We start from the raw sequence: 13,995 nt of genomic DNA on the forward strand, positions 1-13,995 counted from the left end.
CCTAAAAACACAACAGGCCGTGCCAACCAGGTTGGCACGGCCTGTTTATCAAGCACGTACACGCGTCTACGTGAAGGCGTCAATCGCTCCCGAACAGATCTCGGGTGTAAACCTTGCTCGCGATATCCTCAAGCTCTGGCGCCATACGGTTGGAGAGCACCACATCCGCTTCCTGCTTGAACGCGTCCAGATCGCGTAGCACGCGAGAACCAAAGAAGGTCTCCTCTTCCAGCGCCGGTTCGAATACGATGACTTCAACCCCCTTGGCCTTGATACGCTTCATCACCCCTTGCATGGCACTGGCGCGGAAGTTGTCCGAGCCGGTTTTCATGATCAAGCGGTAAACACCGACCACCTGAGGCTGGCGCTTGAGTACCTGCTCGGCCACGAAGTCCTTGCGGGTGCGGTTGGCATCCACAATCGCCTGCACCATATTGCTCGGCACATCTGCATAGTTGGCCAATAGCTGCTTGGTATCTTTGGGCAGGCAATAACCACCATAGCCAAAGCTCGGGTTGTTGTAATGCTTGCCGATGCGCGGGTCCAGCCCTACCCCTTCGATGATCTGGCGGGTATCCAGCCCGTGGGTTTCAGCATAGGTATCCAGCTCATTGAAGTACGCCACCCGCATGGCCAGGTAGGTATTAGCAAACAGCTTGATGGCCTCGGCTTCCGTGCTGTTGGTAAACAGCACATCAATATCCTGCTTGATAGCGCCCTGCTTAAGCAGCGCCGCAAAGGTTTCCGCTCGCTCAGAGCGCTCACCGACGATAATCCGCGACGGGTGGAGGTTGTCAAAAAGCGCCTTCCCCTCGCGCAGAAACTCCGGCGAGAAGATCAGGTTGCGGGTGCCAAAGCGCTCGCAGGCCTCAGCGGTATAGCCCACCGGCACGGTGGACTTGATGACCATCACCGCGTCAGGATTCACCGCCAACACATCTTCAATCACCGCCTCAACGCTCTGGGTGTTGAAGTAATTGGTCACCGGGTCGTAATCCGTAGGCGTGGCAATCACCACATAATCCGCATCGCCATAGGCCACCTGCTTATCCAAAGTGGCGGTAAAACTCAGCTCGCGGTTAGCCAGAAAATCGCTGATTTCGGTATCTTCAATCGGTGATATGCCCTGGTTCAGCAGATCGACCTTCTCCGGCACGATATCCACTGCCACCACGTCATTATGCTGAGCCAACAGCATGGCATTGGAAAGCCCCACGTAGCCGGTGCCTGCAATTGCGATTTTCATTAACTCTTCCTTGGATAAAATCAACGAACTCGGTCGCCTTTACCCTTTCCTAATACAGTTTGAATAATATATCGAAAGTAATCAGTGATTGTCAGGCTCTGTAACATCTTCTGATCTGTTTCAGACAGCAACTGTGGGGTCGACATATCAATATCATTGATTTGCGCCAATCCAGTAATTCCTGGTCGAACAGCCAACACGCCACGTTGCTCACGTTCAGTAATTAATTCTTCTTGGTTGAATAAACATGGCCGTGGACCAACAAGACTCATTTCACCTTTCAACACATTCCAGAGCTGAGGCAGTTCATCCAATTTAGTGCGACGAAGAAAACGCCCAAAAGGTGTAATGGCGCTGGCACTAGCTAGGTGACTAGCAACTGATGCAGTATCCTTCTTCATGGTACGAAACTTTACCAATGTGAATGGCTTTTTATGGCGACCCACACGCTCTTGTCGGAAAAGTGGTGAACCAGTATCAAAAAAACCTATGACCCAAAGAAGTACCAATACAGGAAAGCCAAATAGCAAACCAAGTAAGGATAAAGAAAAATCAAAAAAACGAATCAAGATACACTCTCCGAAACAAAGCAACGCCGCAACCCTTCCTCCACCGAAAGTGGCGGCTCCCAGCCCAATACATTACGTGCTTTAGAAATATCCACCTGCAAGGAGCCCAGTAACCGCTGGGCGACAACTTGCTCACCTAGCAGGCTAGCACCGAACATCAACATACCCGCAGGCACAGGAATCAGCCGGGCAGGCTTGCCCATTGCCTGGCCAACGCCGCGCAATAGTTCAGTGGTAGAAACATCATGACCATCACCGGCAAGAAACACCTGGTTAGCAGCTGCGGGGTGGTCAACACAGGTAATAATCAAATCGACTAGGTTATCCAGCGCAACGAGGGAGCGTTTGTTGTGGATGGAGCCCAAGGGAAGTGGAAGACCTCTATCAATCCACCGGACCAAGCTATTGAAGTTACCTGGTGCATTAGGGCCATAAACTAGTGGAGAGCGAATTATTACAACATCAATCCCGGTTTGTCGATGAATATCCCACAAACCCTTTTCGGCTTCACTTTTGGACTTGGCGTAAGGTTCAGCAGGGCAAGGCGTGTCAGTTTCAGTAAACGGCCGGCTACTTAGATTACCGTTTACGCCAATTGAGCTGACAAAAATAAACCGTCGAACGCCAACTTGAGCAGCCTGCGTGGCCAAGTTCAGCGTTCCCTCCACATTAACCTTACGGTATTCTGCTAGCGGGTCCTGCACTTCGTCTTTTATAATGTGGGCGCGTGCGGCAGCATGAATCACCACCTCTGTGCCAGTTAATGCCTGATTCCAATCAGTACCGCATTCAATAGCACTAATTTTCTCTTCATGATCTAAACTATCATTTCCAAGATTACGAACTGCAGATCGCAGATTAAAAGCCGGTTTAACTTGCAGACATTGAGCAACAGCTTTACCAACGAAGCCAGTAGCACCGGTCAACAGGATTCTCAAAAATCACCTCTACAAATTCCACATGATCACAAGTCTTCCACAAGTCAGACTAATGATCAGATTGATAAAAGCTTTGCCAGCTTCGGAGCTTTTGATCGTAAACCATTTCTAATTGCATAATTAAAAAAATAATAGAAACTCTTGATCAAACCAAAACCTTCTTCTTCTCTATAAATACGCCAAGTGTACTTCGCAGCACTGGCTTTACTCGCAGAAATTGAATCCGAGCGGACTAAATATTCAGCGAGTGGCTCTTGAATTCCATGCACGAAATCCACCTTCTTCAAAAGCCTGAGCCAAAGCCCAAAATCTTGGCGTTTTCTAATCAATGGCATGTACACTTTCCCAGTAATTTCAGTATCATACATCGCAGTTAAACATCCAATGCGTGGGGTTTTCAACGTTGATTTATAATCTACCTTTACCGGAGGTCTAGCAATATCTAGAAACTCACCACGTTCGTTGACTTTTCGATATGCTCCACAGGAAAATGCCAATTCGTTTTTCTGCATAAATTTCAACTGTTTCTGAAGCTTATTTGGAAGCCAAACATCATCACTATCAAGAAACGCTATATAACGACCTAGGGCAGCCTCAATACCAGTATTTCTTGCCACTGCAGCGCCAGAGTTTTCAGATAAACTGATTATTCTAAACCGTTGATCGGCATTAGCAAGTTCGGTAGCTAATTGTAAAGACGAGTCAGACGAACAGTCGTCAATTAAAATCATCTCCCAGTTCTGGAAGCTTTGATGTTTAACTGACTGCATGGTTTTCTCGATGAATAACTCGGAGTTATACAAAGGAGTGATAACAGAAACAATCGGTTTATTGGTCATAGAATAGCTTCGACACTTTTTCAATAATATTTCACTACACATGTCCAGCAGCACTGGCTTGGTTGCTGCCAATCTGAAAAAATGGTCACCATGACGACCTCAGGATTATGCTCAAATTCTGTGTTGTCACTACTGTTAGGAATAACAGCTACGTTAGATGCAGGATAGCGTGGGCGATCTCAATGACCAAGTGCAACACCCTCTTTCATACCAGGAGATAATGCAACGACGCATGAAGCATTATGATACGCCGAGTACTCTAGTCTCTTAGCTGCAAACGTAACATCGGGTTTCTAAGCACACCAGCGGCTATTGGCATTTCAGGTCATAGATCCCGTACTTCGAATACCATCGGAATTCTCTTTTTTCGAGCGGCAGGAACGGCGGGCGGAGCGATCGTTAGTGGTGTGCTCGTTGCGAAAAGAATATCGCTTTCCAACTCCGAACCCTGTGTGTCAACCTGAATCCATACACCGGCTCAATGAGTTAAACTAAATATCAGAGCCCGAGGTTCAGGAGTCCATATCATACCTAAACCGCCAACCGAGCTGCCTGATCACCAGGTCACGCCCACCCCCAATCTGGAGAAACGTACGCGTCGCTAGTTTTCGACCGAGTATAAGCTGCGCATCCTCGCGGAAGCCGATGCTTGCCAGCATGGTGAGCTCGGGCAGCTGTTACGCCGTGAAAAGCTCTACAGCAGCCAGCTAACGACATGGCGCAATGAGCTTACCGAGAGCTGCGTGGAGAAACTCCACAAGACCTCTCCGGGGCCGACCCCGAGCAAGACGCCGGAGCAGAAGCGTATTGAAGCACTGGAACGAGAGAACGCCCGACTTCAGCAAAAGCTCTCGACCGCCGAAGACTGCCTGTCGCTCCAAAAAAAAGCCTTTTCGATGCTCGATCGCCTGAACAATGGGAGCGAACCATGATCACGGTGCTTTAAGAGCGCCCAGCGCAGTTCCCATTGGCCATGGCCTGTCGATCCTTGGGCATCAACCGCAGCACGGTGTACGCCTGGCGAAAACGCCGCCACGAGCCATCTACCAGGGCATCGACGTCGCGCCGACACAGCCCGCAGCCGAGAGCCTTGTCGGCAGAGGAGCGAGGGCAGATGATTGAGATCGCCCATAGCGAGCCCTATCGGGATCAGCCGGTGTATGAGATCTACCATAACCTGCTGCAGCAAGGGATCTATCTCGGCTCGCTCAGCACGTGGTATCGGCAGATACGTGAGGCCAAAGAGAGCGGTGACCGCCGTCCTCAACGCGCGCCCCAACACCATGCGGTACCACGGATCACAGCAAGGGCCGCCAATGAGGCGTGGACGTGGGACATTAGCAAATTGCCCACGCGGCGACGCGACGTCTACCTCAATCTCTACGTGGTGCTCGACCTTTATAGTCGCTTCATCGTGGCCTGGATGATCTCCCACGAGGAGAATGCTGCCTTGGCTCAGCAGCTCTTCCAGGAGGCCGTGGATCGCTACGGAATCCAGCATGGAGCGCTGACGCTCCACCGGGATCGAGGCTCACCGATGATCGCGCGCAGCTACCTGGACCTCATGGGAGAGCTGGGAGTAACGTGCAGCCATAGCCGGCCGCGGGTCAGCAATGATAACCCCTTCAGCGAAAGCCAGTTCAAGACCAGCAAGTACCAGCCCGACTATCCCGGGCGCTTCGAGAGCATCGTCCATGCCCGGCAGTGGTACAGCACCTATGTCGACTGGTACAACCTGGAGCACCATCACAGCGGGCTTTCGGGCTTTACGCCGGAGCAAGTCTTCACCGGCCGATATCGCGAAATTGCGAAGGTCCGACAGCAAGCGCTCGATCACAGCTTCGAGGCGCACCCTGAGCGGTTCCTACGCGGACGTCCCAAGGTGGCGATGCCACCGGCCAGTGTCTCGATCAATCCAGTACAGCTCGATGACGACGACCCGGCGACCTACAGCGTGGTGAACTTCCCGACGCTATCGGCGGCAAGCGATACCGCCACGAAATCGGCATTAATTTTTAACGATGTGTCCAAATCAGGTTGACAGGTTCCGCGAAGCCTTTCTTCGAGCAGCAAGCGCAAACGCAAAAAAGGCTTTTAAGCGTTGTGCAAAACCCATATGGTTGGAATATGGCACTGGGTACCAATGAACATGAATGCCAGATTCTTCGGTTTTAAACCAACCCCTTCGACTCTCGCCTTGTTCACGGTAACTGGTAACCATATGGACTTCATGACCAGAAGAAACCATGCGGCGTGCCATTTCGTAGGAGCGGGTCCCGCCTGATATTTCGGGGGTGTTGAAGTATTGGTGAAGGTAGATGATTTTCAAACGATAACTCCATCAATTAAAGTATTCGCAATCTTTTCAGCCAGCTTGTCTCACTACATACACTAAAAGTGTTGGGGAGAGGGCTGAGCTTAACGTGTGAGATAGGTGTTTTCTGCATAGTAGGATAGTGTGACGATTCTGATTATGGGAGCGTTTAAGCTAGGCATTCTTAAAAAATTCTTCTTAAATGCTTCATCGAGGCTGCAATCCTACTGAAGATGAATAGCAAATTGCTCCCATTAAAAAGCATTGTTCCGTAGGTAGCAACAAGGTAAGAGACTCTTTTTATCTCTTCCATACGGACAACCTTTTCCCGAGAGGCAGACCCTTCTCGCTGGTAGACGTAATAGCAGGCAGAGCTATCCGTTTTACTTATACCTTGGACTCGCTTGCTGAGTTCGGCCATAAATAAAGAGTCTTCACCGACCTTTAGCTTGAGGTCAAAACGGGTAGACCCGACAATTTCTCTGGGAATCAGCTTTGCACAAGGAGAGGAAAAGTATTTTCTAGCCTTAAAAAGAGAGGTTTCGGTGTCTTTTAGTGTGGCAAAACTTTTACCTATGTAGTTATCAGTTAAATTATCAATAGAATCAGTGAAATTCGCCACATCACTCACTGATATGTGGTCAGCAGATACATTGTGTAGAAGCTGCTCAAGGAATCTCTCGCTTATTATATCATCATCATCAATGAAGGTTATGTATTCTTCTTTGGATATATCTATAAGCCTATTTCTTGCGTAAGAAACACCGGCCTCTTCTATGTAAAGATACTCATGCGTAAATGAGTATTTTGCTAGAAGATTTAGCACAAATACCTCATAATCACCCTTGGGGCCGTTAAGAGCGATATAGATTTTGAATTTGTCTTTTGAAAGTGACTGATTCTCTAAAGAAAACAAGCAGCGGTCAAGATACCACGATGGCTTGTAGCTAGGTATAATTACAGCTATTTTCACTGTGGCGCCTTCTGATAATTGGGCTTTCTGTAATCAGGTATATAGTGTAAAGAATTATAAAAAATCTGGCAGAAGAATAGTCAGCTCTAAATAAGCTTGAAAACATTATCTCAAAAATAAAATAAAAAGCTATGAAGGTACAAGTTTTTCCTATTTTAGATCTAAATATTCGTACAAACACCAGTACAAAGAAAGAAATAAGAAGCATGAACCCAATCAGTCCAGACTCCCAAAAAATGTCTGTGTAAATGTTATTAGATGTTATGTGAACGGGAACTCCGGAGGGAAGACTATAGTAGCTTCCTATAATTGAGTAGCTTTTAACTCCGTACCCAAATAGAATATTAAACAAACTTCCTTCAATAGACCATAGGTACGGCATAACAATCATGTAAAATCTTCCACTATTACTGGGGGCGGCATTAAATATTCGTCCATATATATATTCAAAAATCTGCTCATTCATTAGAATAAAAACAGAAAAAATAGCGGCACCTATTATAAAAAAAACTATTTTTTTAATCTTTATTTTTCCAGAAAAATATTTTATTTCTGAGAAGCCCCAAGCGGCCACCGCAGCTCCAATTAAGGTAATGAAGCCTGATGGCGACAAAGAGAATACAACCATCACTAAACCAAGTGCGACCATTGATTTTCTTTTTAGACCGGAATAAAAAAGAAGTGACAACCCTATAAAGTCTATGGCGAGCATGACGAAGAAGCTTGGTTCTCTAGCAACGCTAGTTAATCGTTGAGAGAATGAATAATTGCTTCCATAGGTACTATGTAGATGCGATCTGGTCTCAAAAGGAAATGGAATAGATGAGTAGAAAGATATAAACTGCCAAGCCCCAATCAGCATAACAATGAAAATCCCTAACTGGTAGGCCCTAATTACTAAGAAATAGTCCTGTAGAATTTCTCCAGTTTTCCTGTGGAATGAATGAATTAATATAAAAACAATAAAAAGCAAGGCAAGGTTTATCATTCGGCCAAAAACTTGCATGTCGGAATAGTTGAACCTTTTCTCAATTACAATGCTAATCGGGTAAGAGACGACCCCTATAAAAAAGCAAGAAAGGAATAGAGAAAAGTATGCAGTCAAATTCTTATCAATTCTTACATTTTGACTCAGAGAATACAGAAACAGCGTTCCAACTAAAGAAAAAAAACTTAAATAATAAACATATATAGGTATAAAAGTAACTTGAGTAAATGCCACTACACCGAACAACCATATCATAGATGCTGGTATACAGTTCTTGCTAATTTTTTTCATAAATAAATTATTATTCATTGATTTATGAGGAAGGAACTGGAGATTTCTCTTATTTCATAAATCTTTTTTACTGCTCTTGAATACTCAATCTCTTCTTCAAGTAAACTTATGGTATTCTCTTTATTTAACACCAATCGGCTACTCAAACCAATCTCATCAAGAAAATCAGAAAACCGTGAAAGCCCTCTTTTTTCATTCCCGATAACAATGAACTGTTTTTCGAAAAGAATAGAGAAAACCATGCCGTGAAAAGAGTCAGTCACAATAAACTCAGCTTCTTTTATATTCCACAGCCATTCCTCAACACTATAGAACCTGTTACTCGCCTTTTCTACGAGGTTCACTTGCTGCAAGGGGCCTGTACTGGGTTCCAGGCTAGCTTTGACTGAGTTTATTATCTCCTGCTTTTCATCGCTCCGGTCCAGGATGTATGTGGCGATGGCCTTAGGGTGAATAGACGCATTAAAACCATCAAAAAAACGGTCATAAAACTCAGCGCCTACTAGCATAGTAGGGTCCAGAACGCTTACTGCTCCCGAGATACCAAATGTGTTCTCGCACAAATCAACACCGCTCTTTTCACGCGTTGAGATAGCATCAAAATTACGTAACAGGCGAGAAATCTCTACTGTGTGCTCAGGGGCTTCCCATTCATCCTTACCGAAAGAAGCAGCGTAGGCAATTTTTTTAACGGGCCTGGTGGTATCAAAATCCAGGAAGAATACATTGTGATGACCATCCCCAATATACTGATAGCGCCACACCTGATCACTTCCTACTATGACGGCATCCAACCCTTCGTCCTCGACCAGTTTCTTTAAGTCCTGGGCAGATACGATTTCTCTGGATTTCCTAGGAAGGTGCTCTTTAAGAAATGGCTTAAGTTGCTTTGTTTTTAAGTAGTCTTGCCGTTTGTTTTTTATATTTTGAAAAGGCAGCCGCTCAAGCAACTCTATCGCTATCCTGGAAAACAGTGGCTTTTTAAAGCGTTCTTTATTTAAGAGAACAACATCATGCCCTTGGCTTTGAAGGTGGCCGCAAAGGGCCGTTGCCTGCAAAATTCCACCGTAGTTATTTTTTGGTGTTAGAGTCAGTAAGCCTACTTTCATCAGACAACCTGTTAAATAAATTTTGTCAGAAAAAATCGTTTTCTCTGAAAGTAATGATTAAAATCTTGAAAGAATGTGCTGGTAAACCAATGTCAGGTCAGTACCGTCTTCGGTTGACCAATTGTTATTTATGTTGACAGCTAGAGGTGTGTGACCCTTTACTACTGTCCGAACGCCTTTTTTAATTTCCCGTAAATCAAGCGCTTCTTTAGGGATGTCTGTTTTCACTATAAAATCTTTAAATTTGTTGTTTGTGAAATACCCATCAGGGCAGTCTAAGATAATATCTGGGAATTTGTATGCGGCAAGGGAACTGCTTTCAGGCTTGGTTTTCGCTGTCAGCCCGTGCTGCTGAGCTATTGGGTGGGAGTTAAACTGAGCTGAGACTTCCTCTGCGATTTTCTTAATGTCATCTGGTTTTACTGGCCCACCAAAACGCTTTTCATCGTTAATGTAGATGCCATGCTGACCACTGCTGAACGACTGGCTAAATGCTTGTGTCTCCTTGGGATTAAAAGTAACCATGGACTGATACGCACTTTTTATATTTTTATTTTTCTTGATCTTTGCTTTCAGAGAGTAAGGGACAAGGTGTTTATAGGTTTTTATTACATCCAGAAGCCCCCTGCGGCGCTTATCATTAGCCTGATAACCTTTTTCAACCAGAAACGCATTCGCATTCACCGAGTATCTATTGGTAACCATAGAGTGGTCGGAAACTAGTAGCAGCTCTGCGTCGCTGTAGGTCTCAACTAGCGTCCTGATATTTTCATCCAGATCACGGTAAAACACTTCGGACTGCTTAATGTAGTCCTGGTTGACCTCTCCATGGCCTGCTGAAAGCTTTTCAAGCTCAGGAACTAGCATAGTTTCAGTGGATACAGTGGATGACTTATAAACGACAAGGCCCAAATCAACAGCAAATTCGTTTGATAGCTCGATAAATGCTTGCGTGCGCTTTTCATTCATTTCTCTAAATCGAGCAAAAAAATCGACCGGGGCATATAGTCCTTTTTCCGCAAGAAGCGATGGTCTTCTTTCATCAAGTATGTAGCCCATGTCTTGCAATCTAGGTGAAAGGGATGATGGGTAGCACTGCTCTGGTGCAACATCTTGTGATACTGGCCCACCACCGCCACCACCTGAGACCAAGAACCCATTCACTTCAGGCGCTGGAAAGGTTGTTGGCACATTCATAATGCCAACCTTGTAACCCCGCTCGTTCAGGGCTTGCCACAAGGGTTTCGTTTGCACCCCCAAGCCCGGCACGTCACTGATTTTGAAGGCTTCGGTCCAGTCCAGATTACCCTTTGCTGTTGGCCCTTCATATAAAGCGCCTGTCTCCAGGGCATGCTTCCCTGTGACAATTTCTGACCAGCCTCGACTGATCAGGTCTTCTTTTAGCTGTAGCTTTTGGCCTTTGTCGAGAAGAGACTTAATAAATGGTGTCCAGCCCCTGTCAAAGGTCTCCAGGCAGACCCCATCCATACCGATAACCAACATTTTCATAGAAATTTCCTTTTACTGTATCCCAAAGCAGAGCTTTCAATAGAGAGACGCTTCAACACTGCTTTGCGTAAGATGAAGTTCCAGATTATAAAAGAGGTGCTGGTGGCTATCGCTGCGCCTTCCATTCCCCACAAAGGTATTAATATAAAATTCAATAAAATATTGACGGATATAGCGATGCTCAGACCCCGTACCGTATCGCGTTCATGCCCTGTCATATTCAGCAATGCACCAACAGAGCCAAACGCGGCGTTAGCTAGCTGACCAATGACCAGAATGGATAATGCTAACGCCCCTGATTTGTACTGATATCCGAATACCCATTCCATCAGTGGCCCACCAAAAAACACTAAAATCAATGCAGGCGGGAGCGCCAACATTAAGATGCCTCTTGCACTCAATGTAACCAGTCGTTGCAGTTTTTGCATATCCCTGACTGTATAAATTCGTGCAAAGTGCGGGTGGAGAACCTGATTGATCGCTTGTAATCCAAAGACCACCAGCAAGGCAACCTGAAATACAGCCCGATAAACCCCTACTTCCTCATCTGGTCTAAATGTGCCTAAGATAACAAGATCGGCATAGTTATTAATAAGGTGTAAGCCCGTTATCATTGCAAGGGGAATAACAGATTTGAGCCAAGCTTTACTTTCGTAACGCAGTGCAGTGACCTGGCTAAGCTCTTTAGGCTTTATTTTTAACAACATCAAAGATGCGATGATGAATGAGCAAGCTGCAGCGATGACATGCATTCCCATCACCGACTCTGCAGAATAAAAAGCACCTGACACGGGAGTTATGAAATAACCACCAATCATGCCAAGAAAGATAATTGGCCGAAGAACACTATCAGGAAGCTGCCCAATGACAACCCTGTGTAGCCCCCTAAGACATGAGCTGCGCACAGCCGTCAGAGCTATCAAAGGAATCAAAGCTATCCCGGTTGCGATGATTGTTAAACGCCCTGCATTGTTGTCTAGCTGCATCAGTAAAACAACGACAACGATAGCAAATAAAACACCAAGGACGGAAAAGCCAGCGACGGCATAATTCCCCCAACGCCATAATCCGCGCATCAATCCCCAGTCTTGGCTTGCTTGATTCTTCGCTGTTTCTCTTACTATCAGCTGTGGTATTCCCATTTGAGCTGGTATCGCTACCAGCATTATAATAGCAAAGGCAAATGAGTAGGAGCCGTACTCGGATGGCCCCATAAACCTAGCTAGAACAACGGCCAAAATGAAAGCTAGGCCTGCTCGTGCCACATTAACTAGCAGGCTGCCTATGCTGCCTTGCAGCAGCTTTTTACGTAACCAACTCATCTATTTATCTTCATAAACAAAAACCTCTAGAGAAAACTGGCGCGGCAAACACTTACCAATACTTACTAAAATGAAGAGAAATACTTACACCAATAGTCGTAATACCCATAGCTGGGGTGACGGCTTTGCTTTCTATTGCATTTAAAATGGAGTCTTTGGTGGTTACGCCTGCTGTTTCTAAACGCCGCTGGGCAATTTGTAGCCCTTTAATCGGGTTTAGCTGAAAGCGCATTACTATTAGCGTGGTGCCGCACTGCTTGCCCAACACGGCAGTATCGCTTACGACCAGAATGGGCAGGGTGCCAATTGCTAACAGGTCATATCGTTTGGCCTATTCTAAAAATTAGCTGAAGCATTGATTAAGAAGTTTCTCTGAAGGGTTGCGCGGTATGCTGCCCTGAGAAATATAATTTAGCCCTTGCTGGTTGTACTTTCGAACTACTTCATAAAACGTGACTTTACCGGAAAGTAACAACGGTTCTACATAAATTGTATATATAAGTTAAGGCCAAACAATTTAATTAAAGCTTACTAGTTCCTGATCCCCAGATTTAATGTTGCTTAAGTGAACATCTTCAAACTGTCGCTTAGGTAAGTTTTTTGCACATTTGCAGGGTGTGGCATTTCATCACACATCTTGCAATTTTGCAGACCTACTTCGCATTTTTACAAGCAGTTTGCCTTGACCGCCATCGTCGGATAATGTGAAATTATGCAATTTTGCAGAATTTCAAATTTCGTCGAGTGGCCTGCAAAACTGCAGAGCTTCACGATATTTTGCTGATATAAAAATTAACAGTCTTCCGTAAACCAGTGATTTTTCTACGCGCTAGCGATAAGCCTGGGTTATTAATTACATCCAAGCTTAATCACTACCAAACAGATCCCGCGTATACACCTTGTCTTTTACATCCAGAAGCTCATCATTCAAGCGATTGGCGAGGATAACATCACACGCCTGCTTGAACCTGGCGAGGTCTTTGTACACGGTGAAATGGTAGAAGGTATCTTCTTCCAGTACCGGTTCATACACCACTACTTCGATCCCTTTGGCCTTGATACGCTTCATCACTCCCTGCATTGAGGAGGCACGAAAATTGTCGGAGCCGGTTTTCATGATCAGCCGATAGATGCCCACTTTAGTTGGGTCGCGGCGGATAATGGATTCGGCGATGAAATCTTTGCGTGTTGTGTTGGCATCCAATATGGCCTTGATGAGGTTGTTAGGCACCTCGTCGTAGTTGGCCAGCAGTTGCTTGGTGTCTTTCGGCAAGCAGTAGCCGCCGTAACCGAAGGAAGGATTATTGTAGTGGTCACCGATACGCGGGTCGAGGCCAACGCCCTGGATGATCTGCTTGGTATTGAGCCCGTGGTGTTCAGCGTAAGTATCCAGTTCATTAAAGTAAGCCACGCGCATGGCGAGGTATGTATTGGAGAACAGCTTGATCGCTTCGGCTTCGGTGCTGTCGGTAAACAGGGTGGGAACATCCTGCTTGATGGCACCTGCTTTCAACAGATTGGCGAAGGTTTCAGCGCGCTCTGACTGTTCGCCCACGATGATTCGCGAAGGGTAAAGGTTGTCATAAAGGGCTTTGCCTTCACGAAGAAATTCCGGGCTGAACAGGATGTTGGGATTGTTGAAGCGCCTGGCGATGTCTGCGGTAAAGCCTACCGGCACGGTCGATTTAATAACCATGACAGCATGAGGGTTGATGGCATTCACATCCTGGATAACACTCTCTACTGTGCTGGTATTGAAGTAGTTAGTGTCGGGATCATAGTCAGTAGGGGTGGCGATAATGACAAAATCGGCATGGGCGTAGGCGTCTTCTTTTGCCAGGGTCGCGCGAAAATTGAGCGGGCGGTTTTGTAGGAAGTCTGATCTTACCCAGCAAAA

At 45.9% G+C, this 13,995-nt stretch carries 13 protein-coding genes and 1 pseudogene; 2 read left to right on the forward strand and 12 right to left on the reverse strand.

Translation table 11 applies throughout. The features are described 5' to 3' along the window. Positions 1 to 79: 79 nt before the first annotated feature. From LL947_RS09935 to LL947_RS09950, 4 genes are all read right to left on the reverse strand, one after another. Complete coding sequence (locus tag LL947_RS09935; RefSeq protein ID WP_499833087.1) at positions 80 to 1,246, reverse strand: nucleotide sugar dehydrogenase; 1,167 nt, start codon at positions 1,244 to 1,246, stop codon at positions 80 to 82. A gap of 20 nt (positions 1,247 to 1,266) precedes the next feature. Continuing rightward, positions 1,267 to 1,815 carry a sugar transferase gene (locus LL947_RS09940; RefSeq protein ID WP_499833088.1) on the reverse strand — a complete coding sequence of 183 codons (549 nt, stop codon included), beginning with the start codon at positions 1,813 to 1,815 and terminating at the stop codon, positions 1,267 to 1,269. Then, positions 1,812 to 2,741 (reverse strand): UDP-glucose 4-epimerase family protein, encoded by a 930-nt coding sequence (locus tag LL947_RS09945; protein ID WP_499833089.1) that lies wholly within the window; start codon positions 2,739 to 2,741, stop codon positions 1,812 to 1,814. Before LL947_RS09945 ends, LL947_RS09940 begins: the two co-directional genes overlap by 4 nt. A gap of 68 nt (positions 2,742 to 2,809) precedes the next feature. Beyond that, complete coding sequence (locus LL947_RS09950; protein ID WP_499833090.1) at positions 2,810 to 3,592, reverse strand: glycosyltransferase family 2 protein; 783 nt, start codon at positions 3,590 to 3,592, stop codon at positions 2,810 to 2,812. 743 nt (positions 3,593 to 4,335) lie between these two features. On the opposite strand from LL947_RS09950, the gene LL947_RS09955 reads away from it, so the two are divergent. Further along, positions 4,336 to 4,524 (forward strand): hypothetical protein, encoded by a 189-nt coding sequence (locus tag LL947_RS09955; RefSeq protein WP_499833091.1) that lies wholly within the window; start codon positions 4,336 to 4,338, stop codon positions 4,522 to 4,524. 35 nt (positions 4,525 to 4,559) lie between these two features. Continuing rightward, positions 4,560 to 5,633, forward strand: a complete 1,074-nt coding sequence (locus LL947_RS09960; RefSeq protein ID WP_499833092.1) for an IS3 family transposase — start codon at positions 4,560 to 4,562, stop codon at positions 5,631 to 5,633. Here LL947_RS09960 and LL947_RS09965 read toward each other — a convergent pair. The 8 genes and pseudogenes from LL947_RS09965 to LL947_RS10000 all read right to left on the reverse strand — a co-directional run. After that, positions 5,625 to 5,921 (reverse strand): glycosyltransferase, encoded by a 297-nt coding sequence (locus LL947_RS09965; protein WP_499833093.1) that lies wholly within the window; start codon positions 5,919 to 5,921, stop codon positions 5,625 to 5,627. The two genes, LL947_RS09960 and LL947_RS09965, sit on opposite strands and share 9 nt — an antisense overlap. 169 nt (positions 5,922 to 6,090) lie before the next feature. After that, positions 6,091 to 6,879, reverse strand: a complete 789-nt coding sequence (locus tag LL947_RS09970) for a glycosyltransferase family A protein (RefSeq protein WP_499833094.1) — start codon at positions 6,877 to 6,879, stop codon at positions 6,091 to 6,093. After that, positions 6,854 to 8,176 (reverse strand): O-antigen ligase family protein, encoded by a 1,323-nt coding sequence (locus LL947_RS09975; RefSeq protein WP_499833095.1) that lies wholly within the window; start codon positions 8,174 to 8,176, stop codon positions 6,854 to 6,856. Before LL947_RS09975 ends, LL947_RS09970 begins: the two co-directional genes overlap by 26 nt. Continuing rightward, positions 8,173 to 9,267, reverse strand: a complete 1,095-nt coding sequence (locus tag LL947_RS09980; RefSeq protein WP_499833096.1) for a polysaccharide pyruvyl transferase family protein — start codon at positions 9,265 to 9,267, stop codon at positions 8,173 to 8,175. Before LL947_RS09980 ends, LL947_RS09975 begins: the two co-directional genes overlap by 4 nt. Positions 9,268 to 9,324: 57 nt before the next feature. Further along, the gene (locus LL947_RS09985) at positions 9,325 to 10,776 is read right to left on the reverse strand and encodes an alkaline phosphatase family protein (RefSeq protein ID WP_499833097.1); all 1,452 of its coding nucleotides are present in this window, start codon (positions 10,774 to 10,776) and stop codon (positions 9,325 to 9,327) included. Further along, positions 10,773 to 12,098, reverse strand: a complete 1,326-nt coding sequence (locus LL947_RS09990; protein WP_499833098.1) for a flippase — start codon at positions 12,096 to 12,098, stop codon at positions 10,773 to 10,775. The genes LL947_RS09985 and LL947_RS09990 overlap by 4 nt, the downstream gene beginning before the upstream one ends. A 52-nt stretch (positions 12,099 to 12,150) precedes the next feature. After that, positions 12,151 to 12,366, reverse strand: coding sequence for a hypothetical protein (locus tag LL947_RS09995; RefSeq protein WP_499833099.1), 216 nt, complete (start codon positions 12,364 to 12,366; stop codon positions 12,151 to 12,153). A 597-nt stretch (positions 12,367 to 12,963) separates the two neighbouring features. Next, a pseudogene (locus tag LL947_RS10000) lies at positions 12,964 to 13,974 on the reverse strand (nucleotide sugar dehydrogenase); the annotation flags it as partial. Positions 13,975 to 13,995: the final 21 nt, after the last annotated feature.

It is taken from the genome of Halomonas sp. BLK-85, from assembly GCF_044792155.1.
GTDB lineage: Bacteria > Pseudomonadota > Gammaproteobacteria > Pseudomonadales > Halomonadaceae > Vreelandella.